The organism is Neobacillus sp. NRS-1170 (genome assembly GCF_050468025.1).
In genome coordinates this window covers 1-23869 of record NZ_JBITPF010000035.1, presented here as the reverse complement: position 1 = coordinate 23869, position 23869 = coordinate 1, and the positions used below count along the sequence as shown (strand labels likewise).

The 23869-nt window shown below is 36.4% G+C and carries 21 protein-coding genes and 2 pseudogenes; 4 read left to right on the top strand and 19 right to left on the bottom strand.

What is annotated here, in order from left to right; genetic code table 11:
* Positions 1 to 62: 62 nt before the first annotated feature.
* Together ACIFOT_RS15710 and ACIFOT_RS15705 are read left to right on the top strand one after the other, a co-directional pair.
* On the top strand, positions 63 to 950 hold the full coding sequence (locus ACIFOT_RS15710) for a LysR family transcriptional regulator (protein ID WP_430066116.1): 888 nt from the start codon (positions 63 to 65) through the stop codon (positions 948 to 950).
* 299 nt (positions 951 to 1249) lie between these two features.
* Positions 1250 to 2722 carry a sigma-54 interaction domain-containing protein gene (locus ACIFOT_RS15705; RefSeq protein WP_430066114.1) on the top strand — a complete coding sequence of 491 codons (1473 nt, stop codon included), beginning with the start codon at positions 1250 to 1252 and terminating at the stop codon, positions 2720 to 2722.
* A gap of 51 nt (positions 2723 to 2773) precedes the next feature.
* Here the strand turns inward: ACIFOT_RS15705 and ACIFOT_RS15700 are convergent, their stop codons facing one another.
* From ACIFOT_RS15700 to ACIFOT_RS15690, 3 genes are all read right to left on the bottom strand, one after another.
* A complete protein-coding gene (locus ACIFOT_RS15700; protein ID WP_430066112.1) occupies positions 2774 to 3532 on the bottom strand; it encodes an SDR family NAD(P)-dependent oxidoreductase in 759 nt (252 codons plus the stop codon).
* A 75-nt stretch (positions 3533 to 3607) separates the two neighbouring features.
* A complete protein-coding gene (locus ACIFOT_RS15695; RefSeq protein ID WP_430066110.1) occupies positions 3608 to 4750 on the bottom strand; it encodes an acyl-CoA dehydrogenase family protein in 1143 nt (380 codons plus the stop codon).
* Between the two features lie 17 nt (positions 4751 to 4767).
* A complete protein-coding gene (locus ACIFOT_RS15690) occupies positions 4768 to 5571 on the bottom strand; it encodes an enoyl-CoA hydratase-related protein (RefSeq protein ID WP_430066108.1) in 804 nt (267 codons plus the stop codon).
* Positions 5572 to 6069: 498 nt separating this feature from the next.
* On the opposite strand from ACIFOT_RS15690, the gene ACIFOT_RS15685 reads away from it, so the two are divergent.
* Complete coding sequence (locus ACIFOT_RS15685; RefSeq protein WP_430066106.1) at positions 6070 to 6855, top strand: alpha/beta fold hydrolase; 786 nt, start codon at positions 6070 to 6072, stop codon at positions 6853 to 6855.
* Positions 6856 to 6912: 57 nt separating this feature from the next.
* On the opposite strand, the gene ACIFOT_RS15680 is transcribed toward ACIFOT_RS15685, so the two are convergent.
* The 12 genes and pseudogenes from ACIFOT_RS15680 to ACIFOT_RS15625 form a co-directional block, all read right to left on the bottom strand.
* Positions 6913 to 7494 (bottom strand): hypothetical protein, encoded by a 582-nt coding sequence (locus ACIFOT_RS15680; RefSeq protein WP_430066104.1) that lies wholly within the window; start codon positions 7492 to 7494, stop codon positions 6913 to 6915.
* A 149-nt stretch (positions 7495 to 7643) separates the two neighbouring features.
* On the bottom strand, positions 7644 to 8225 hold the full coding sequence (locus ACIFOT_RS15675) for a polyhydroxyalkanoate biosynthesis repressor PhaR (RefSeq protein ID WP_430066102.1): 582 nt from the start codon (positions 8223 to 8225) through the stop codon (positions 7644 to 7646).
* A gap of 40 nt (positions 8226 to 8265) precedes the next feature.
* Positions 8266 to 8652: a hypothetical protein gene (locus ACIFOT_RS15670; RefSeq protein ID WP_430066100.1), complete on the bottom strand. Its 387-nt coding sequence runs from the start codon at positions 8650 to 8652 to the stop codon at positions 8266 to 8268.
* Positions 8653 to 8741: 89 nt separating this feature from the next.
* Positions 8742 to 10274 (bottom strand): class I adenylate-forming enzyme family protein, encoded by a 1533-nt coding sequence (locus ACIFOT_RS15665; RefSeq protein ID WP_430066098.1) that lies wholly within the window; start codon positions 10272 to 10274, stop codon positions 8742 to 8744.
* A 93-nt stretch (positions 10275 to 10367) separates the two neighbouring features.
* Positions 10368 to 11438 (bottom strand): alpha/beta fold hydrolase, encoded by a 1071-nt coding sequence (locus tag ACIFOT_RS15660; RefSeq protein WP_430066096.1) that lies wholly within the window; start codon positions 11436 to 11438, stop codon positions 10368 to 10370.
* Between the two features lie 15 nt (positions 11439 to 11453).
* Positions 11454 to 12029 carry a polyhydroxyalkanoate biosynthesis repressor PhaR gene (locus ACIFOT_RS15655; RefSeq protein WP_430066094.1) on the bottom strand — a complete coding sequence of 192 codons (576 nt, stop codon included), beginning with the start codon at positions 12027 to 12029 and terminating at the stop codon, positions 11454 to 11456.
* Positions 12030 to 12090: 61 nt separating this feature from the next.
* Positions 12091 to 14463 (bottom strand): annotated as a pseudogene (locus ACIFOT_RS15650) (cytochrome P450); the annotation flags it as partial.
* A 162-nt stretch (positions 14464 to 14625) separates the two neighbouring features.
* On the bottom strand, positions 14626 to 14838 hold the full coding sequence (locus tag ACIFOT_RS15645; protein WP_430066092.1) for an AMP-binding protein: 213 nt from the start codon (positions 14836 to 14838) through the stop codon (positions 14626 to 14628).
* A 137-nt stretch (positions 14839 to 14975) separates the two neighbouring features.
* Entirely contained in the window at positions 14976 to 15242 is a 267-nt protein-coding gene (locus tag ACIFOT_RS15640; protein ID WP_430066090.1) for a hypothetical protein, read from the bottom strand.
* 1247 nt (positions 15243 to 16489) lie between these two features.
* Positions 16490 to 17251 (bottom strand): alpha/beta fold hydrolase, encoded by a 762-nt coding sequence (locus ACIFOT_RS15635; protein ID WP_430066088.1) that lies wholly within the window; start codon positions 17249 to 17251, stop codon positions 16490 to 16492.
* Positions 17252 to 17483: 232 nt separating this feature from the next.
* Entirely contained in the window at positions 17484 to 18017 is a 534-nt protein-coding gene (locus ACIFOT_RS15630) for a zinc-binding dehydrogenase (RefSeq protein WP_430066086.1), read from the bottom strand.
* 13 nt (positions 18018 to 18030) lie between these two features.
* Entirely contained in the window at positions 18031 to 18444 is a 414-nt protein-coding gene (locus ACIFOT_RS15625) for an alcohol dehydrogenase catalytic domain-containing protein (RefSeq protein WP_430066084.1), read from the bottom strand.
* Between the two features lie 166 nt (positions 18445 to 18610).
* Here ACIFOT_RS15625 and ACIFOT_RS15620 point away from each other — a divergent pair.
* Positions 18611 to 18688, top strand: a pseudogene (locus ACIFOT_RS15620) (IS3 family transposase); the annotation flags it as partial.
* Between the two features lie 216 nt (positions 18689 to 18904).
* Here ACIFOT_RS15620 and ACIFOT_RS15615 read toward each other — a convergent pair.
* The 4 genes from ACIFOT_RS15615 to ACIFOT_RS15600 form a co-directional block, all read right to left on the bottom strand.
* On the bottom strand, positions 18905 to 20173 hold the full coding sequence (locus tag ACIFOT_RS15615; RefSeq protein ID WP_430066082.1) for a Gfo/Idh/MocA family protein: 1269 nt from the start codon (positions 20171 to 20173) through the stop codon (positions 18905 to 18907).
* Positions 20174 to 20322: 149 nt separating this feature from the next.
* The gene (locus tag ACIFOT_RS15610; RefSeq protein ID WP_430066080.1) at positions 20323 to 20493 is read right to left on the bottom strand and encodes a VOC family protein; all 171 of its coding nucleotides are present in this window, start codon (positions 20491 to 20493) and stop codon (positions 20323 to 20325) included.
* A 19-nt stretch (positions 20494 to 20512) separates the two neighbouring features.
* Positions 20513 to 21034, bottom strand: a complete 522-nt coding sequence (locus ACIFOT_RS15605; protein WP_430066078.1) for a sugar phosphate isomerase/epimerase family protein — start codon at positions 21032 to 21034, stop codon at positions 20513 to 20515.
* 64 nt (positions 21035 to 21098) lie between these two features.
* Positions 21099 to 23186 carry a beta-glucosidase gene (locus tag ACIFOT_RS15600; RefSeq protein WP_430066076.1) on the bottom strand — a complete coding sequence of 696 codons (2088 nt, stop codon included), beginning with the start codon at positions 23184 to 23186 and terminating at the stop codon, positions 21099 to 21101.
* Positions 23187 to 23869 lie beyond the last annotated feature (683 nt).

Below are 23869 nucleotides of genomic sequence, written 5' to 3'. Positions count from 1 at the left end.
TAATGTAAAATACATGATAGACACCTATTGTTGAATACGAGTTAATTCTTGGAGGGAATTTTATGCATTTTGAGCAACTTCAGTACATTGCAGAAATAGGAAAACAAGGCTCGATTATAACTGCTGCAGAAAAGCTTCACGTTTCTCCACCTGCCATCAGCAAATCCATTTCGAAGTTAGAAAAAGAACTTGGTATTCAAATTTTCAAGCGTTCAAAAACGGGAATGGTACCGACTCACCAAGGGAAAGCCGTAATCAAAAAAGCATTCGAAGTGATTTCAAAAATTGATGAGCTAATGGAAGAAGCAAAATATCAAGAAGGATTAGCTAAAACCAAGTTGAAGATATCATGTGTGCCTGGTTTGACTTATAGTGCCTATAACTCTTTAATAAAACTTCACATCGAATTTCCAGAAGCAATCATTGAAATCCACGAAATGGCAACTAATCAGATATTGAAGGATGTAAAAAATGGAAATTGTGATATCGGTTTATTTCCAGCAGCCAAAACAGACTTAAAAGATGAAATAAACATAATATATGAAAAATTGGGTAAAGGAAGTCCTTGCATATGCGTCGGAAAAAATTCTCCATTTGCTTTCCATGAGTTTGTAACCCCAGAAGATTTACAAAACGAATGTTTTGTTTCATATATTAAGGGAGAATATACTAATGCCTTACTGAAAACCTATTTTTCTAAAAATCGAGTAGTAATCCGAACCAACAATATAGAAATCATTAGAAAAGCAATTAAAGACGGAGTAGGAAATGCATTTGCTTTTGAAGAAATTTTTAAAAATGATGCCGATGTGCTAAACGGAGATATCATTATTGTTCCATTGAAAAATTGTGAACTTCCTAAACCAATTAGTGCCATTTATGTTAATGAAAGACTGCCTTCGCCCTTTGCCCGCAAATTTTTAAAATATGTACAAGATTTTTGGGAATGAAAAAAATAAAACCTTACATTGATTAAATATAAAAGCAGCCAAGATTTTTATAATCCATGGCTGCTTTTGTAAGTTATTAAAGTTTTGCATTTTAAAAGGAAATAAATTATTTAATGTTCAAAAATCACCCAAAATGAGATTCACTTCTATCATCCCGTTGTATGTTTAATATTTAGTTAACACAAGCAAAATATAATTCACTATTCAATACAAGTTAATTTTTATACAATTATTTAAATTCAAACTATAAACCTATTAAAAAATATCTTATTTTAAGATACAAAACAAGGAGTGATTTGATGTTCGTTCGAGAAGAAATGACTCGTGAAATTAAAGCGCTCTCTTTAAAAAGCACTTTACGTGAGGCAATCCAGGTTTTCGAAAATGAAAAAATCGGTCTCCTTCCCGTTGTTGATGGCAACAATAAACTTCTTGGTGCCTTCAGCCGCTATTCCCTTTACCGAGCATTATTAAATGATTGTTCTATAAACACTTTGATTGAAACATATCTAATTCATGATGTCGTGACCATTTCCGAAAATGTAAGTATAAGTGAAGCAGGCAGGTACTTAAAGAAGCGTAATACTGCTCATGCCGTCGTTATTTCACAGGACAATCGTGTTTTGGGAATTCTCGGTCAAGCAGAAATTACCCGTGCAATTGAAAGTGAATATAGGGTAGTAATCAACTCTTTAAATTCACTTCACAAACATATGCATTCTGGAGCCTTAGCCGTTGACCCACCAGGAAAAATTAGCGGATCAAAGTTTGACATCGACGATATTCTGTCAAAGAATGAAGAAATGAACCGGCTTAAATATATGGCCCGTCAAGCGGCGCCAGGCTATTCTAACATTCTTCTTTTAGGTGAAAGCGGGACAGGTAAAGAGCTTTTTGCTCAAGGAATTCATAATGCTTCATGGAGGAGCGGGCGGTTTGTAAAAATTAATTGTGCAGCTATACCTTTTGAACTATGGGAATCAGAGTTTTTTGGATATGCAGAGGGGGCATTTACTGGTGCCAGGCGGGGAGGAAAAAAAGGTAAGTTTGAGGAGGCCAACAATGGCACATTGTTCCTTGATGAAATTGGGGACATGCCTTTATCCATACAGGTAAAACTACTCCGTGTCTTACAAGATAAGGAATTTGAGCGGATTGGTGAAAATAAAACCGTTCAAGTAAACGTACGTATTATAGCGGCAACAAACAAAAACCTTGAACAAATGGTAGCGTCCGGGGAGTTTCGCAAAGACCTATTTTATCGCCTTCACGTCATTCCGCTTAAAATTCCACCCTTACGTAATCGTACCGAAGATATTCCCCTGCTTGCCAGCTCAATTTCCAAAAAGTTTAGTCATTTTATGGGGGTAAAGCCTATTACAATCAGTCAGGATGCTTTCTCCCTTCTATTAACTTACCAGTGGCCTGGAAATGTAAGAGAGTTGGAAAACGTAATTGAACGTGCAATGAATTGTATGAATGGAACAGTCTTAGAATCTAGGCATCTCCCAGATTATATAAAAAATATAAACACAGGTATCAAGAAGGATCCTGGAAAAGAATTATCAACACCCAAGGATATAATGGAAGAACAAGAAAGCGAACAGAATGCCACAGTCAATTATAAAAAAATGGTAAGCGATGTGGAAAAAGAAGCATTTCAAGCTGCCATTCAACTTGCAAAAGGGAACCGTACAGCTGCAGCAAAAATCTTAGGAATTAGCCGTGCTCAATTTTACAATAAATTAAAATCCCTTAATATAAAACTATGAGAATGATTATTAAAAACCCTTATGCACGTGATGCATAAGGGCCTCTCCCATTCATTTGCTTAAATGTCCTTTAAAGCTTGTTAGCCCATCATCCAGCATAACAACGCTTCCATTTACCACATTAGCTTCTTTCATCGCTAAAATACATACAGTATCTGCAATTTCTTCAGGTGTAATAAATTCTTTTCTCATATGATAATTTTTATGCTGCTCAACTTCTCTTATCCCCTTAATCAGTGGTGTGCTTACAAAACCAGGAGCAACACCTATGACACGAATTCCATAAGGTGCAAGGTCAAGTGCAGCAGATTTAGTCATCATCACAACGGCACCTTTAGAGACGTGATAAGGAAAAAAACCACGAGATGCCATAATTCCATACACCGACGCAGTATTAATGATGACGCCTTTTACACCAAGTCCAATCATTTTATTACTTGCGGCTGCTATGCCATACGCTACCCCATGTTGATTTACACCAAGAGTCTGATGGTAAAGCTCTTCATTTAGTTCGTTAATGAGATTCGCTCTACTAATTCCGGCATTATTAAACATGATGTCAATCGTTTTATATGTGTCTACAGCAAAATCAACCAGTGCTTTGACTTCACCAAATTTTGACACATCAACCTTATAAGTCACTGCTTCCCCACCAAATGATCTTATGAGTTCTACTGTTTCGTTCGCACCCTCTTCATTGTAGTCAGCAACAACAACTTTTGCACCCTCGTTTGTATATTTTAGAGCTGTCGCCCTGCCAATACCTGAAGCACCGCCTGTAATAACAGCCACTTTATTATTTAATAACATAATAATTTCCCCTTTATATGAGTTATTAAATAGCTATCTTCACATATTAGATGCAAACAATTCCTTGTTTTTTAGCTAAAGCACACTTTTGGCAATGATGGTCTTCATAATTTCATTCGTTCCAGCTACGATAGAAAGCACTGTAATATCACGGTATCTTCTCGCTATCGGATACTCTTCAATAAAACCATACCCTCCATGCAATTGTAAGCACTGCTTGGCTACTCGCTGAGCCATTTCGGACATCCACCATTTTGCCATTGAAACCTTGGTCACTACTTTCTTTCCTTTCAAGTGACTAATAATCAATTGGTCTACGAAGTTTCGACCAATCTCAATTTCGGTGGCCATTTCAGCAATTTTAAATTCTGTATTTTGAAATTGGCTGATGGATTTTCCAAATGCTTTTCGGCTTTTCACATAATCAACCGTCGTCTTTAGCATTTCTTCTGCAGCTGTTATTGCTTGAATCGTAATGACCAGCCGCTCCTGCTGCAATTTATTCATTAAGTAATAAAAACCTTGTCCCTCTTCACCTAATAAATTGGCGACTGGGACACGCGCGTCTTCAAATATTAATTCGGCAGTATCTTGTGAGTGAAATCCTATTTTGTCTAACTTTTTCCCACGTTTAAAACCTGGAGTATCCCGTTCTACTACGATAAGACTTATTCCTTTATGAGCCGGGACCGCTTTTGGATTGGTTTTACACGCAACAATGATTACATCAGAATGAATTCCATTTGAAATAAAGATTTTTTCCCCATTAATAACATATTCATCACCGTCTTTTATCGCTGTTGTTTTAATAGCTGAAAGATCTGATCCTGTCCCTGGCTCTGTCATCGCTACTGCAGTGATGAGATCCCCACTAATACAGCCTGATAACCAGCGATGCTTCTGTTCTTCCGATCCATAGGTAGACAAATATGGTACAACAATGCCGTCGTGCAAAGATATCCCACATAGTCCAGTGCCTATACGCTCTAACTCCTCAGCTAAAATAGCTGAATATAGAAAATCGGTACTTAATCCACCATATTTTTCGTCTACCCACGAACATAGAAAACCATTGTCACCCATTTTTCTCCAAAATTCTCGTGGTACTAGACCTTCCTTTTCCCATTGTTCAAAATGGGGTAATGCTTCTTTATTTAAAAATTTACGAAGCGAATCACGGAAAATGTTATGTTCATGTTGTATGTATTTATCGAACATCGTTTCCCAACCTTTCATTACTTAACATATTTTTCGTCTCTTTGCTTTAAAAACTGCTTTAGATTATTTTTGTCTTTACGTGCATCATATAAAAGACGCTGCGATTCCTCTGTCGTATGTCCCAATTCATGCATGATGAAATGATACTCGAAGGATTCGCGAGCTCCCATGATATCTTGAGTATGATTGAGTGACTTCTTAAGTAATCTTAAAGTAATAGGCGGAATCGCTGCGATTTTAGCGGCTAGCTCCCGTGCTCGGTCTAAAGCTTTCTCTGAATCTACCACTTCATTAACCATCCCAAACTGCATCGCAACGTGAGCAGGCAAAGGATCGCCTGTAAATAAAAACTGTTTTGCTCTTCGAATACCCATATCCCATGGCTCAAACAACACCTCTGCAGCTACTCCTCCCATTCGGGCTACAGGATTGGAAAAGTAAGCATTAGGAGTAGCAATTACCAAGTCACATGCTTGTGAAATCATAAGACCTGCGGCAATACAAGCCCCCTGAACAACCGCTATGGTAGGTTTGGAATAATCACGAATATATAGTGTTTTTTTATAGTATTCTTCTAACTCTTGATCCAAACGCTCTTCAGCAAGGGGCCTTTCAGCTGTTCCGGATAAATCATGTCCAGCCGAAAATACTTGGCTTTCAGCACGAAAAAGTACAACCCGTACATTTAAGTCCTGTTCGGCTGTCCGAAGAGCAGCATCAATTTCCATAATCATGGTGTGGTCAATTGCATTTCTTTTTTCCGGACGATTTAATACGATTTCAAATATTGGACCATTTTGTTCAAGGCAAATTGTTTTCATAGATTCCTTCCTCCTTTACACAGATAAAAATGAATACACTCATTTCAGTTGCAAGAACCATGCCAAAATATCATTCCCTTAGGGGGATAATTGTTTTAATATTCAAAAAAGGAAGAAGGGTGTCTATTTTTCTGTACAATTCATTTTTATGTGTCTAGGAAATTAGAAACCGTCTAGTAATTTGTACATATGAGATAAGAAAGAATTTTTATTATTGTCCATATTAATAGTTGAATATAGATAATCGAATTTCTAAAAATTTTTCGGAGATTAATAGCGAGAAAAGTCGAACGATTATTATGAATTTGGCTAGTAAATTGACAAATTTCTACTCTTGCCGATTTTATAATTAAATCACTCAGCATCATAATTTTTTGATGTCGATTAAAACTTTTTCTTGTTATAAATCATTTTACATCCAGTTCAATTTTCGCAATGTTTGCCTCTTGGGAATACGGATATAAAATCAACTATTTCTATTATGGGAGGTACCTGAGTTTGGTAGAATCTATTTGCAGGAAAAATTCAATGCCATATTTACGTATGGGAAGCGGGGAGCCACTAGTATTAATTCATGGAGCAGGTGAAAGAAAAGAGGGCTGGTTCAAACAATTTGAGTTAGCTAAGGAGTATGATCTAATTATTCCTGATTTAAGAGGACATGGTGCTAATCCTACAACGGATGGAATTTCAATTCCAAATTATGCAAAGGATATATTATCATTACTTGATGAGCTAAATATTGAGAATGCCCACATCTGTGGTTTATCAATGGGAGGAACAGTTGCTCAAGAAATTTATCGTCAAGCCCCAGAAAGATGCCAATCCTTACTATTAGTGAGCACTTTTCATTATTACTTTATAGTAAATAAACTAGGGAAATTCGCTAACCTATTTCGTAAAGCACGAAACAGCTTTTTTACTTCTGGTCAACTACAAAATATACAAGCAAGAATGTCTCTTTATTCTTGTAGCAAAGAAAACACGGAAGCGCTGTTTGGTAAAGTATTGAGTTCAAACAGAGAAACATTCGATCAAGTTGCAGAAGCCTGTATGAAAATTGATAATCGAGAATTATTACCAAAGATAAAGGTACCTACACTTATTGTTGGCTGTCAATATGATGTATTACTCCCCCTACGTATTCAGGTTCAAATGCACCAACTAATCCCAAACTCTGAGCTAGCAATATTTAAAAATTCCGGTCATATTGCAAAGATTGAATATCCACAAGAATTTAATCAAACATTGCGTGATTTTTTAAGAAAACATCCTATCCTTTGAGTTTATAACGAATTATAGGAGGAAGATCATCGCCTTCCTCCTTTATTTTTCCTGGTATTAAGCTTTGAGTTTCACTTTAGCTCGTTCCATATAATTATGAAATGGAAAGAGCACATTTTTCACTTGATTATTCACTGTTTTAAGAAAAGCTAGTTGATTCGTTTGGAAAAAAGAAGCTTTTTCTTTTAAATTTGTCACATATAAATTTCTATTATATCTTCTAAACTCAATAAATTTTTCTAAATTGGCAACTATATTATCCCCATATCTACAATTGAAGAGTTGATTGAATGGTTTGGCAGCTGATTCTGTGGATTTATTCCATAGTTGATCAAGATTATTATTAATTTCTTCATAAGATTTAAGTGGAAATAGAGCCATTAATGGTGTTGTCGCTGTAAATAATTCTTCTCTTGAAGTCTTTTCCCATTGTCGAAGTTCTTTTGAAAATTGATTTGTAATTTCCTTTATATTGCTATTATTTACTTTCACTTTATCTGCAAATTGTCTAGCAGTTTGAAGATGAAGATCCTCTCGTTTTGTTTCTTGTTCTACCCATGCCTCTAATTTTTGAAAAGCTTGGTTCCATAATAGTTCTAAACTCGATAAATTTTTTTCGTTTCCATAGTTTTCTGACATTGTACTACCTCCAAATTTTATAAAATAGGTCACACAGCTATTTTTTTAATAGCTTAGAAGAATTGGTGCATAATAAATGAAGACAGGTTGTCCACTAAAATCATAGGTGCTCTCCATTTCACCTCCTTTTTTGGCAACCAAATTCATCCTTATTTTTTTGTAGAATTAGTTAATTGTAATTCTTTTTTTTGCTGATTTTTCTTATTTTTATTAACCGCCAATATTTCTGGTAGTTTCGAGATCTCCTCTTTTAATACCTTTAAGTCAGCTAATCCTTTTTTTATTTCTTGGAACTCAGAATGTAGTTCTTTTATTTCAGCTTGGTCTATTTTTGTTTTAGAAATATCTGTTTTTAGCTCTTTTGCCAGGTTAATAATGTCACGCGAAACTTTTCCTATTCCTTCGATTTCCTTACTAGAAGAGTGGAATGAATCTTGTAATTTCCAAATTTCTTCCTCCATTAAATCAAGTTTTTCTTCCGTTTGAATGGATAATTTCGCTATATTTACTAGATCATTTTTTGTTGGTAAATTAAATTGACTTTCAACAGTCTCTTGATATTTTTTAAACATCTCTTGATATAATGTATTCGAATCCGAAGAAATTCTAGCGAATCGAAGAAAATCACGATTATTAGTTCCTGTACGAAATAGCTCATTCAGTTGTTTTTCCCATTGTGTACTAAATTTAGTAAACATATCATACGGATCATATGTTTTGTTCTCTGGCATTGTTAGTCCCCCTAGATTTATTTATATGAAAGGAAATTAATCAATTCTTTTGATGGATATTATTTTCTTCTTTAGTGCATTCCTGTTCTATTAAAGTTTTTAACTCATTCAGAACTTCATTTATGGTAATAAGTGATTTTTTTTGTTTGTTCCATTTTTTTGTCATGCTAAAAAGTAAGTCATCTAATTCGTCTACCTTCGCTTCATTAGAAATATAATTCTTTGCTACATTAGCAATCTCTTCTTTATTGGCATAGTCTTTGGAATCCAACCAATTGTTCACAAGAATTCTTTGATTTCGGACCCGCCTCAGATGTAAACTTAACATCATTTTTACGATTACAATAAATTGATGGCAATTAAATAACTGTTTTATTTTTCTATTAAGCTTCTCTTCAAGTTGTTTGTAATAGTGCTCAAATTTCATACAATTCCTTAAATAATTTATGGGCAAAAGGCACCCGAATGGGTAACTCGGAATGCCTTATATCAACAATCTGAAATAATAAATGTGTTTTATTTAATTGATGTAACCGCTTTAATTTCGTCCCTCAATTGATATTTCAACACTTTCCCTGATGCATTTCTTGGGAGTATCTGGAATTCAATTACCAAACGAGGAATTTTATATCCAGCCAATTCATTTCGGCAAAATGCAATAATTTCTTCTTGGTTAATTTTTTTGCCGTTTTTAGGAACGATGACGGCCGTCACCTTTTCTCCCCACACACCATCAGGCACACCAATGACAGCTGCCTCAAGGATATCTGGGTGCATATAAAGAACCTGTTCCACTTCAGTTGAATAAATATTGACCCCTCCGCTGATAATCATGTCCTTGCTGCGATCAACAAGCGTGATATATCCATCTTCATCAATGGTGCAAAGATCACCCGTATACAACCAGCCATCACGAAGTGTTTCCGCCGTTGCCTCCGGATTTTTATAATACCCCTTCATAACTGTTTCTCCACGAAGAATAAGTTCACCAACTTCTCCATGTGCAACGTCTCTTCCTTGCTGATCAACGACTCTGGCTTCCATCATAAATCTGGATTTGCCGCTGGCACCCATTTTTGTTTTGTGATCTTCTGGATAAAGGATAATCCCATTTGGCCCTCCTTCCGTTTGTCCGAGCATATTAAAAAATTGGTCGGTATTAAACAATTCCATTGCCTTCTCAAGTAGGGGAACAGGCATCGGTGCAGCCCCGTAACCACATCGAGTTACAGAAGATAAATCATATTTTTCTTTATCCTCAACTTGAAGAAGGAAGTTGTACATTGTCGGGACTCCAAAAAAGAGTGTGATTTTATACTTTTCAATCGCCTTTAGCACCTCTACAGGCTCAAATGATTCATGGATGACTTGAGTACAACCATAAAAAGTTCCTCCGACCATAAAGCAGTTTAATTGGGCTGCATGAATAAGCGGTGCAAGGTGTATTAAATTATCTTGATGGTTAAGTCCTAAATTAACCCCCCCACCGATCGCGACATGGAGAAGACGGTGATGATCGATTACTACTCCTTTTGGTTTGCCAGTTGTACCTGAAGTGTATATTATTTCGGCAACATCACTTTCCTCAACGGAAACGGATGGGTCGAATTCATTGTTTGTCATCACTTCATCTAATCTCTTTTGACCTTCTTCTGTTCGTATTCCAACTGAAATGGAAGAGGAAATCTTTTGGTTTCCTTGGATAGCTTGATGAATGATTTCCGCGTATTCGTCATCAAAAAACACAACTTTTGAATCTGAATTATCCAAAATAAATGCTACTTCTCGTGGTGTTAGACGATAATTTACCGGAACTGCTACTCCGCCAGCTTTCATAACGGCGTAGAATACAATCATATACATATCTGAATTTTTCATCATGATTGCTACCTTGTCACCCTTGTTAACGCCTTCAGCAATCAAAGAATGGGTGAGACGGTTTACTTCACGATTTAACCGGTCAAATGTATAACTATTATCCTTATAATAAACTGCGATTTTTTCCGGAGTACAGCGTGCATGTGTTGCTAGAGTTGATCCAATATTCATGATGATTCCCCCAATTTAATGAATGTTTTGTTTACCTATAGATTCACGATGATTTTTGTAGCCTTTCTGAAAAAAAATTTTCTTCTATTACCATTATCCTTGTCTAAGGTCAGAACGAGTTGCTAACCAAGGTATTAATTCACCGGCAAGCTTACCCGTTAATGCTATATTTATATGTCCAGCCTCTAGCAACTGATAGGTTTTATCTTCACTTGAAACCAATTCCATTATTGGACGAGTTTGTTCCTCCCGAACGAGCGTATCATTTTTAGAGGTAATTACTAGCAGGTTAGCTTTAATATTACTTAAATCTGCATTTTTACCATGAACCGTAAATTCACCTTTCACAATCTTATTATCCTTGACAATATCATTAAATAATTGACGGAAAGCTCCACCAGAGACTGGAATTTGGTCGTATAACCAATGGTCCATGAGCCGCCATTTTTCTACAAAACCCTTATTGTGTGCGTTGTTTAACAATGAAACCTTTGAGGTAAATGCTATTGGACCAACGATACCTTTAACCATCGTTTCGATGAATTTTGCAGGAACTAAGCCATTAACATCAATGAAGCGATCTAAATTTAAAGATCCATTTTTGAATGCTTTTGACCAACTGTCAGGAGCTACGCTGACACTATAATCAATAGGAATCGTTATCGCAACTAAATTTTTGATCGGTTCTTCTGCAATCGACGCATAAAGAGACGCCAGCACTCCGCCTAGACAATACCCGACCAAGGAAATTTCTTTGGCACCCGAATGCCGTAATGCTCGTTGAACACCTTTTTTTATGTAGTTTTCAACATAATCTTCCAGATTTAAGTCTTTATCTTCGTGGCCGGGAATACCCCAATCTAATAAATATACATCGTAGCCTTCATTTACTAAGCTTTCGATCGTGCTTGTCCCAGGCGCTAAATCTAAAATATAGGCGCGATTCATTAAGGAAAAAACAAAGAAGATGGGAATATCATACTTTTTTTCAACTGCTGGATAGTACCATAAAGTTGCTTTATTTTTTTTCCAAACCGCTTGCTTTGGGGTTTGATTAATTTTTGGCTTTGGTTGATTTCTAATGGTTAGAAATTGATTCCATCGGTCCCGTTCTTTTTCTAAATCGTATGATGGTATAGTATTTTTTAAGATATTGGTTAACATAACTGTTCCTCCTTATTATTTAGAATTGTTTAAGGACAATTCCGGTTCTCTATTTGTTTGTTGAGCATTTTTTTCGTTCATCATTTCTATAAGAATAGAAAGCTCTTCTTTTAATTGATGAATTCCCTCTAATTCTTTTTTCATTTCTTGTAATTCTTTTCGCAGCACTTTTGTATCAGATGATTCTACTTTTGTTTTCGAAACATCTGATTTTAGCTGTTTTGTTAGTTTCACTATTTCTTGAGCAACGTCTTCAATGGCTTCTATTTCTTTATTAGTGGATTGAACGGAATGTTGTAATTTCCAGATTTGCTCTTCTAGAGAATCAATCTTTTCTTCTGTTTGAACGGATAATGCTGCTATATTAGCAACATCGTTTTTAGTGGGTAAGTTTAATTGACTGCTGATTATCTCTTGGTATTTATTAAAATACTCTTTATATAGAGTGTCGGAATCAGAAGAAGCTATAGCAAATCGAAGAAATCCTTCATTATTTGAATTTAATCGAAACATGTCATTCAACTCTTTTTCCCATTGAGTACTTAATTTCGTAAATTCATTATACGGATCGAATGTCTTTTGCTTATTCATGGATAGTCCCCCTAGCCTGTTTAATAATGCTTTTATATTTTTAAACCATTTCTGCCATTATTTTTAATGGAGGTAATAGCTCTAGATATCTTTCAAATGTCATTTCACATGCTTCGTATTTTTCAAGAAGGTCCAGTATCGAAATATTTTTCTTCACTATCTCTTCTTCGTAAACCCCTTCCTGCAGCATAAATTCTAATTCTCTCTTATGCGGAGGACAAACCGTTAAGTCCGCAAGTTCACGTAATTGACTTTGAGTTACCACTGCCTGTAGATCTACCCGATCAGTAAGAAGCTCGTAAAGGCTTATTGGATAATCTGAAGAAAGAAAGGATGAATGATTCCCACTTAAAATCACTAAATCATTACCATTCAAAGAATAGCGACGTAAAACACGGTTGACATTCTCTCTGCTATTACCGGATGATACTCCAAGCAAATCACCTGCAGGATTAACATATCGAATTGTAAGTGTACTTTGTTTCAACTCATCTTTATCAATTCGTGTTAACCCAAAAGCTTCCATGGCATCAAACAACATGCTTTTTTTCCAAGCTTCAAGCTGCATTCCAAGATCTTCACTCACATCAGCCTCACCACGATCCGAAAACCTAGTAGCTCCTTTAACAGCTAGCTGTTCATCAATGAATTTTGGTACATCTTGATAGGTTTTTTCCCAGTTGCGATCCCCACAGCCAAAAACCGCATAATGAACGCCATTAAGGCTGCCTGGTTCAAGCTCCTCCAGCCATTTCACGAACTTTCGTGCATTTTTTGGCGCTTTTCCATTATAGGAAGAGGTAACAATCAATACGGCCCCTTCTGTTGGTAAATTGCCAATCCTTTCATCAAGTGTCGCCACTTCACTCCTGATACCGTACATGGCAGCCCTTTCCGCAAGATCCTTAGCAACCCCTTCTGATGTCCCCAAATTAGAGCCATAAAGGACAAGTAGCGGGCGATTGTTTACTCCTATTAGGGTAGAATTCTGAACTCGGTTTACCTTATTCAAATCGAAAGGATTCTTTTCTTCCAAATCTGCAGTAAGAGAATCTACAATTTTGTTGTCTCTTAATTGAACTTGCATCGTAAATTGATCGGGTTTCATTGTCAAAGTTTGTTTTATTTTCATCTGGTAGTTCGTATGATCCATTAACTTAAACCTTTGAAGAATCATGCCTATCGCTAAGGTAGCTTCGTGGAGTGCGAACTGCATCCCCAAACAAGCCCGGACCCCATTGCCAAATGGTTTATAGGCATCGTAAGGAATTTTACTTTCATCTTCAAACCTCTCAGGAAGAAACTCCTCCGCATCCATACCCCATGCCTCTTTATCTTTATGAAGCAAAGGTATAAGAACCGCGACAGGCTGCTTCTTTTTAACCGCATATTTACCTCCAAGGACCGTATCTTCCTTAGCAGAAAGGATTATGGATGGAATCGGAGGATATAAACGCAGCGATTCATTTAATATCATTCGAATATATTTGAGTTCCTTCACTTGTTTATAGGTTGGAATCGGACTTGTTAAGATTTGGTCCACTTCTTCATAAGCTTTTTTAAGTACCTCAGGGTGCTTTAATAGCAGGTAAAGAGTAAAGGATAATAAACCACTTGTTGTTTCATGCCCTGCAATCAAGAAGGTGATGATTTGATATCGAATATTTTCATCAGAAAGTTTCTCCCTTGTTTCCGGGTCCTTAGCATTCAGCATTAGTCCGAGCAAATCGGTTTCACCCTGATCTCCACTTTCTTTCCGCTCGGCAATCAGTTTGTCTACTAAGGAATTCATTGATTGAATGTCATTCTCGTACTGTCGTCTTGTATTCCACATTAATTTATTTTGAATCGGAAGACGTGAAGTTTGAAGCATAATCTCTTCCAAAGCATTAATTATGTGAGTAACAAAAGGATCCATTGTTTCTTTATAGAAATTGTTCATTCGATAGTTAAAACCGCATAAACCAATGGTATCAAGAGTAAGCTTAGTCATATCTTCTGGTACATTAATACTTTCATTCGCGTTTAGTCGTGCCCATTTTTCGACCATCTGCAAGGCTATATCCACCATCATAGAATGGTACCCTTTCATCGCGTTTTGACTAAATGCAGGCATCAGGATGTTATGAGCTTTTTGCCAGTTAGGTTCATGTTGCTTACTGGTAAGTAATCCATCTCCAGCTACATCTCGTGACTTATATAAAGTACCTGCAAGGCTCTTTTCAAATTTTGATTCATCACAAGCCTCGGCTACTAAATCTTGGCTAGAAAGATAAAGAGTTGAGCCTCCACCACCGTACACAAAACGAAAAATCGGACCGTACTCTTCTGCGATCTTACAAAGAGATGCGGTGGGCTGTTCCTTGTCAATTAAAGGCAAGTTGCCAAGCGGACCAAACGTTTTGGGCTGTGGGATAGACTTCAAGTTTTCCATAAATATTCTCCTCTGTTTTTAATATTCTTAATGTATATCAGCGAGGTTGACTCGCTTTCTACGCTTCATATGATCTTCATCTCATTTTTTGCTATGGACCGAATGGCATGCTAGGTAGCAGCATGAAGAAATTTCTACATTGAATCAAAATTTTGACAATAATCAAAATGTCAACATCGATCCAGCATGTAAATACGTATCATTTTCTGTATATTGTGTATTTATTAGCGCGTGATAAGCATTCGAGACAAGATTTTTATGGGAAAGCATTACTCCCTTAGAGCGGCCTTTAGTTCCTCCTGTGTAAAAGAGTCCTGCCACTAGAACCATCCTTTTGAGATTTACCTCCTCATACTTTTCTATCAATGCTTTCACTAGATAATCCTCTTTACAAAAGTGTGATTTTGCTCACTGCGTTAAATACTTAACCATAGTAAACTATGAAAGTAGTCAAGCAACACTTTTTTACCTTGAACAACCGAAGTTATATTAATATATTTTGAATTTAAGGTTTATAAAGCATCCTCTTCATGTAAATCTACAGTAGATAAGTCATTATCTGGCTGTGTTTTTAGGAGATGTTCATAAGAATGAATATTGCTATTTTCAATCCCTCTAGTTCTCCCTGTTAAAAATTCCTTATGTATAAATAAATCTTCTGCTCCTGCAACATTTAACATATCGGTTATTTCTGCATGACTGAGCCGTGTATTAAGCGCGGAACGATGATAGCACCAGACACCATTACTCCATACATAATTTCTAAGTAACGAAATCATTTAACATGAGTAGGGCATCTCGATCACCTTTTTTTATCTTGGTGATGAATCAAGGAGCCCTTTAGTTTCTCTGTTCGAGTGGCCAATTCTGCATAAGTAAGTACATGGTGACCGTCGACAATAGCCGTATTTTGGGAAAATTACGTGCGCATGGCTTAATCCCTTCGTTACTAACATAATCACCTTCCTTTCTCGTAATCGCTTACAAATTTTCTTAATTTTTGTTAAATGTGATTAATTTGAAAATTTATATTTTTATTATATTTTTTTCAGTATATTAATGTATACTACATGATATTCAATTATTATTAACTTTGAGTTAATAATAGACGAACAAAAAAGACCAGTGGGTCAAAAAAAATTTAATCTATACGCTATTTAGTACCACACGTTCATATCAAGAACAGTTAGAAATTAGCTTACAAACTTCTCAATTGGGAGTAATTATGACCGATGAATCAAAAAAAGTGTGGTTTTTGTTTACGGTCGTTTTGTCGAAATGATTGGAATTCATGAGGGCAAACTATTAAACCAAAATATAGAAGAAATGATTCCCGATAATGATTTCACCTTTTCTGATTCGGTATTTTTGAAGCGGATAAAAATTGGAAACTATCAATCAATGACTCAAATATCTTATTATAAGACATTAGGATCAAAAGACGGAATTATTGCCTTGTTTTGTTTCAAGATACATCTGAAATTGAGAAAATGGCCCTAGAGCTTAAAACGGTTAGTAAATAAAAACAATTCTTTTTACCGCTATTGAAAACGATAATTTCCGGCAACTTCACAAAGTCTGGCAATTATTCAAAAAGCTCGAAAAAGATGAACGTAATACAAGATTAATATATACTGCTGGATTTTCACGCTTCACATGAGGAGATTTTGTAAGCAAGAATCAATATATATAAAAAATAAATAAAAGCGCAAAAAAAGCTGCAAAGGGTTCTTTTACAATCCTTATTCGTGGCTCTTGGGGATTAGTCGTTCAGGCTTATATAAAAATATAGAAAAATACGAGGATTATTTATTAAAAATATAGGTAATGTCAAGAAAGTGGGGATTAACAACATTACATCATAACGGGTTCTGTTAAGTTAAATATTTCCACTAAATTAAAAAATCCCCATTAAGTAAGTAACCCCTCCTCCATCCTTAGGGGATTTGAAGTGGGGGTTTCCTTTTCTCATTGAATTCGGAGAATTACATTCTATTTACTATACTAGGGTACCCAATTTAAGTAGTTAACTGACACGAGACAAAAACTCTAAGAGTAATTGATTGTATTTATCTTGATATTCAATATTTGGCATATGACCAGCTTCTTCAAATAAGAAAAGCTCTGTTTGTGATTTGTTAGCTTGTTTATAAAATCTCTTTGTGTACCTAATTGGCGCTTGCCGATCATTTTTACTTCCAATAATTAACACAGGAACTTGTACAGCGGACAAAACATCGTAGTAATTAAAACCTTTCGAAAGCGCTTTAAATGTATTCTCAAATCCTTTAGCCTTAAATGTAATGGCTTTCTTCGTATGATTCACTATTTCTTCATTTTCAGCATTATATAATAGTCTTTTAGCAGTTGCCGTCAGTCGTTCCTCATGAGTCAATTTTAAATATTTTTTCAACCTCAGTCTAAATACCCATGTAAACAAGAAATTTAGTTTTGTACTCAATTTAGAGAAGGTATTTGATAATATGAGGGATTTAACGCGATGCGGCTGTTGTTTATAGATTTCTTGAACAACTAATCCCCCCATGGAAAGTCCGCAAAAATGAGCTTTTTCAATCTTTAAATGATCTAAAATAGCAAGAACATCCTTAGCAAATTGCTGCAATGAAATACTATCATATACTTCTGATTCCCCATGACCTCTTAAATCAGGTATGATCAATCGATACTTTTGAGATAAATCAAATTGGCACGTCCAGGATTCTTTGTTACTTGTAAATCCATGAATAAAAACTAATGCGTCACCTTGTCCTATATCCAAATAATGCATAAATTTCCCTCCCTTTTTATTGCAACAAAAAATTAAATTTACCAACATCTTAAAAATTGCAGCCCTATTTGAACATGAAAAACAATAGTCAAAAATGAAATTTTGTAATTACAAATTGATTTAAATTCATAATATTTACTTTATTTTAACTTTTGCCGATAATAGTGTAAAATATATGCTAGTTACCTATCGTTAAGCACCAGTTAAATCTTAGAGAGAAATTCTATGCACTTTAAACAACTTGTTCCAATACTTCGTCTAATTTGTCAAAAGGAAATTCAGTGAGCTCCGGCGTGTAGATTCCTTCGGTAATCAATTCGTAAACTCTTTTAAGATCTTCCTGAGTCCCGCCCGACGATCCTACTAATTGGATTTTTTTAGTAACGAGTAGATTTGTACTGATTGTAGACTCAATTTTTCCGAGGCCGACTTGAACAACGCGTCCGTATTTGGCAACAGCTTTGATAGCATCGGCTGTTGTAGTGCCAAATCCGGCAAAATCGATAATAACGGATGGTTTCAAAGAGCTAAGTTCTGAAACATCTTTGAAACAACCCGCAGCGCCATTTTTGATGGCTTCATCAAATAGTTCTTCATTAATATCAACACCATATACTGTAGTCCCAGCAAAGGCAGCAGTACGAAGTCCATTCATGCCCAGACCACCGAGTCCTATTATGCCTACTACATTACCAGCCTTTACTTCCCCTGCTGTCATAACCGCACTGTAAGCGGTGGTAATAGCGTCTGTAGCAACGGCTCCCATCTCGAATGATACACTATCTGGAAGCGGAATAAGACGGGGATGCGCGAACCAACATTTGCTCTGCGTAACCTCCGTCTACATGAAGACCAGGTGCGCTGCCGCCACATGGGCCTTTTGCGGTCCCGGCACCTAATCCGACATCATCCTCATCATGACCTTCTCTAAGAGAAACACCAACTCGGTCGCCGACCTTAAATCCGATGACACCTTCACCTATCTCTGCAACAGTAGCAGCAACTTCGTGACCAAGCACTATGGGTCTATGGTCAAGAGCATAACTCATTGTACCATCCACTATTCCAACGTCCGAATGACACATTCCGGCAGCCCCAACATTGATGACAACCCAGCCGGGTTTAGCTTTCGGATTAGGCTGGTCAACCTGCTTCATTTTTTCTCCCACATTTTCAAACAACCATGCTTTCATTTCTTCTACCCCTTTATCTGCATCCATTTATAGTAAATTTGGATAAATAGTCGCGTTATCCCCTGACCAGTATAATACAAATATGAGGTTAATATATATTGATACTTACTAAATAGAGGATTAAGCAACAATTAAGGGATGGTAGTTAATTTAAACTCGGATCAACAATCACACACGAATCAAAGCAAAACTAAAAGGATTGAGCCCTATGCCATACAGAGTTCAATCCTTGATTGCTGCATAATATTATAGTCTAACTTTTTGAGTTCACTTCAGTTTAACAGGTGGGGATTATTTTTCACTCACCTATAAACTGAAAATGGGCTGTTCAGGCCGATCAATATTTACAGCTTCTTTATAACCTGCTAACCCTTTTAACTAGAAGAAACCCGACAGACCGAATCTGTCGAGTTAACTTATGCTTCCTTTCAATTTAACATCTTCACGGATAAACTCTTTCTCAGAGCTTGATACTAGTTATCGCATTTTCACCTGGAAAAATCACTCCCCACTGAGAACGCAGTCCATCCATAAGCTTCATGGTTTTAAGGGTTTCTTCAAGCGGCATTATAGGACTTTCTTTCTCCCCCATATCAAGACAGCGCATGACCTCTTCTACCTCATATTCAAAACCGTTTATCCTGAAGGGAATGGAAATTTCCTTCACACCCTGAGAAGTATGAAGATAAATCACTTGTGCGCCATGAAAGGGGGAATTTACATCAATATAACCGTCGGTCCCTGTAACCTTTGCACTCATCGTTCCAAAGCGATCAATTCCAAAGCTCAAATCTGCCTTCTCTCCAGTGTTCCACTGGAATGTGACTGAAACCACTCCATCTACTCCTGTTGTTGTCAGCATACAATTTGATGTGATAGTATCCGGGAATCTTCCCGTAATCCAATTTGCAAAGGTTATTGGATAGATTCCAAGATCCAAAAGGGCACCTCCTCCGAACTCAGGTAATCTACGGAATGAATCAGGGGCAAACTCTACTGAAAAATCAGCCTCTATTTTTTCCATCCTGCCTATACTGCCTTCATTTATTAATTCCTTTAGCTTGTTTAAAGTTGGGTTAAATTTCATCCACATTGCCTCCATTAAAAATACATTTTTTTCTCTTGCAATGGATATCAACTCTTCAGCTTGATCTGCATTTAACGTAAGAGGCTTTTCACATAACACTGCTTTTTCTTTATTGAGTGCCAGCTTAGCTGATTCAAAATGCTGGGAATGGAGATTAGCTATATAAACAATATCCACAGCAGGGTCCTCGACTAACTCCTCATATGAACCATAAATTTTTTGAACATGAAAATTCTCCGAAAAAATCCTTGCCCTGTCCAATGAGCTTGATGCAACTGCGTAAACCTCTGAGCCCTCAGTCCCATTTATTGCTTCCGCTAATTGTTTTGCAATGCTCCCGGGACCGATAATACCCCATCTCAAAGCATTTTTAAAACCTTCCCTTTTGTAATTTTGTACACTATTAACGGTTATAGTCTCTATTCCTTGTTCTTCTATTTTTGCCAGGTCATTTACACATGCTGTGAGTTGGTCAGGTGTAATGTTGAATTGTGGAAAATGTGACATCACTTTAAGAGAAAATCCTTTAGCTAATTCCAATCCAGGATTTGACGTAAAACCTGGAAAATGTTTTTCCAAAACAGCTTTTGCAGCTTCACTTTTTAGTAATTCGCTTAATCTTGTATTTTCTGAAAATGACATAAAATACACCCTCCTAGTTTTGTTGTCGGGACTGCATAGGAATCGAACCCACCAGACCTGGCACGCTGGTCTCAAGCATTTTTGAAGACTGTCATATATGGCCCGATAGTGGTGCAGTTCAAAAAGAACGGGCCCCTTTTGATCAATCGTTAAACTCCGGGCTGAAATAGCTCAAGCTTTTCTCCTTCTGGCCCTTTAAAGAAAATTAACTTCGTTCCGTTAGACAGAGTAAAGTACTCTTCTGAATCAAAGGTTACTCCAAAAGACTTCAGTCTGTTGATTTCGTCCTCAATGTTTTCAACTGTAAAAGCATTATTCATTACCCTTAATTTTTTTTAGTCATTGAATGTATTGCTCCATGACTTTTAAATCACTTGCAATATTAGTGAACTTATTTCCCTGCTGTCCTTCATTTTCAACAATGGCAAAGCGGACACTTCCTAATAAATTTAGCTTCTTATATGTTTCTTCAAAATTCACGATTCCTGTACCAAGATTGACAAAATCATTCGACTTTACAATTTCTCTATATAGTTTCATCGTATCTTCTTTGTAATTTTCCTTTAGTGCAGCACTAATGTTGACAGGATCAACATGTGTCCCTAAATCCTTTTGATGAATCATGTCACAGCGATTCCCTAGTTTTTCAAGCACGGAAAGTGGATCATATCCAGCTCTCATCACCCAAATAAGGTCTAGCTCAAATTTCACAAACTCAGGATCTGTATTTTCTATTAACAGGTCAAATAAAGTTGATTCTCCAATTCTCTTAAACTCATGTACATGGTTATGATAATAACAATCTAGTCCCGCACCTTTACACTGTTTGCCGATACCATTTAGTTGTTCTGCTGTTTTCAAGGTATCTTCCCACCCAGAAATAAATGCTATCGGGAAAACAATCGATTGACAGCTTTCAGCTTAATTAAGCGCCATCACTTACCTTACCTTTAATTAAATCTTTGCTTGCACTGCTATTTCCGATATACACTTCATAATCCATAAATTCTAGTTCCCATTGGTTTGTGTCAGGGTTGAACCATCTTAATTTTTCGATTGGACAGGAAACGCTAACCGTTTGTTTTTCGCCTGGCTGAAGAGTTACACGTTCAAATCCACGTAATGATTTGATTGGACGATCAACTTTAGAATCGCTGAAGCCAATGTATAGTTGCACAACTTCGTCACCTTCACGGTCACCAGTATTTTCAACATCCACTGTTGCTACCACTTTGTCTTCAATGACATCAAAGGTCGCATTTGATAAATTAAATGTTGTGTAAGATAAACCGAAGCCATATGGTAAGGATGGTTCGATTCCATCTTTATCTAATTTGGCATAGCCATGATAGTAATCATAAGTAATTTCTTTGGCTTCCCAATCAATTTGTGGAAGATGTTCTTCTTTAGTCGGAACTACGAATGGTAATTTTCCACCTGGGTTTACATCACCAAATAGGGTTTCAGCAATTGCCGTCCCGCCTTCCATACCTGGATAATAAGCCATTAAGATCGAAGATACTTCATCTTTCCAATCTTCAAGCATAATCATGTTTCCACCGATTAAAACAACAGCAGAATTTTGGTTAATTGGACCAACTGCCTTAATTAAATCGACTTCATCTGGATGCAAACCTAGTGATTGTATACGGTCTCCACCCCAAGTATCTGACTCTGCACCAATTGCTGAAATCTCAGGATCAGGATGATCATCCAATTTAACGTACTCACCTTCGTCATTATGGTTAAATCCAACAACAAACACTACAGCATCTGCAGCTTTCGCCACTTCTTTAGCTTTATCTAAATCTGAACCCTCTTCAAAAACAATTTCCGCATTTGGCATAACTTTTTGAATTCCTTGAAGTGGGGTTATCACATATTCTGAACGCACACGACTTGATCCGTGGTCCCCAATATTTGCTTGATTCGCCAGTTTTCCAATAACCGCAACTTTTTTACTCTTTTCTTTAGAGAATGGCAACACATTTTTATCATTCTTTATCAATGTCATTGCTTTATGTGCTGCCTCAAGAGCTAATGCTATATGTTCTTTGCTGCCAATCAAATCTTCACTGTATTCTTTATCATCTGCTTCCGTAAATGCCAGTAACGTACGAACAATTCTTAATGCAGCTTCATTAATTTTATCCTCACTAACTTTTCCTTCTTGAACAGCTTGAACTAATTTATCACCGAAAAACATAGTGGTACACATTTCAACATCTTGACCGCCATTCGCTGCATCAACTGTGTCTTTAACACCCAAAACAAAGTCACTAGAAACAAAGCCATCAAAGTCCCACTCTTTTTTTAAGACCTCATTTAACAAATAATCATGATGTCCACAAGGAGTACCTTCATATGCGTTGTAAGAGCTCATGATACTTGCGGCGCCTGCCTTGACACAATCTTCAAAATGAGCTAAGTATACTTCACGTTCAGTACGTTTATCAGTTGCTTTCACATTCACTTTAAAACGTGAGTTTTCCATACTATTAAACGCATAGTGTTTCAGGCAAGCAATAACATTTTCTTCTTGAACTCCTTTAACCAAAGCAGACCCCATTACACCCAAATGGAAGGAATCTTCACCATAAACCTCTTGACTTCTTCCCCAGCCAGGATTCCGAGGAAGGTTAATACATACCCCGCCGAAATAATTTCCACCATGTGCTCTAACTTCTTTACCAATCGCATTTCCAATACGTTCTTCAAGATCTTTATCAAAGGTCGCTCCTCTTGCCATTGAAACCGGAAAGCAAGTGCTGCTATTTCCACTAACAGCACCGCGTGGTCCATCAACAAATTTCATTGCAGGTACCCCAAAGCGTTTATTTCCACCTGCTGGATATGGTTTATAATTGTAATGATGTTCTTTAGCACCTTTAACTAATTCTTCATTCGTGATATTCCCGCTCATTAAAAAAACTTTTTCTTCTAATGACATCTTGTCGACTATTTCTTGAGCCTTGGCTGTATAAGATAATCGATATTGCTTGTTGACTTTCACAATATATCCCTCCTGGTAGTCCTTTTTAATTCCGAATCTTCATTTAAAGTTATATCGCAAAACCATTTCTTTGTTTAACCTTTAAACTAAGTTTATATACGCGTGTAAACGTTGTCAACGAATTATGAGAACTTCATCGTTGAATTATCCTTAATAATACTTAACTTTCGGTTAATTTTCAGTGAATTTGATAATAGGAAAGCTGTTTACTTTGTATAAAGGATAAACAAACTTTACTTAGAATTGTGAATTTTCCCTCAATTAACTAATATAAGAATTCATCAAAATCTCACCTATAATTGTTTTTTCTTCAACTAATGCATGCTTAGTTAAGTGACATTTTCTATTCCATTTTTATTATCTCTCGCCTCTCAAACAGGAATAATTCGCCGCAAGCGGAAGGGTCGTGCGCAAGAGTTGCTTCTAAAACGTAAGCATAGTGTATTTGGCAACATATCAAATATAGTTGCAGGAACTTCTTTATTATACAAAATCTCTATTTTAGAAAAAAACACGACAGGAGAACTCCATCTCCTGTCGTAATATAAAGGGTTATATATTTATGGCTCTTTTCATAAATTTTGTTGGATTTGGAACGTAATAAGGTTCATTTACTAATTTCTAGGTATACGGGTGATAAACTTATTCGAAAATAACAATCTGTGCGAAAATAGCTATATTTA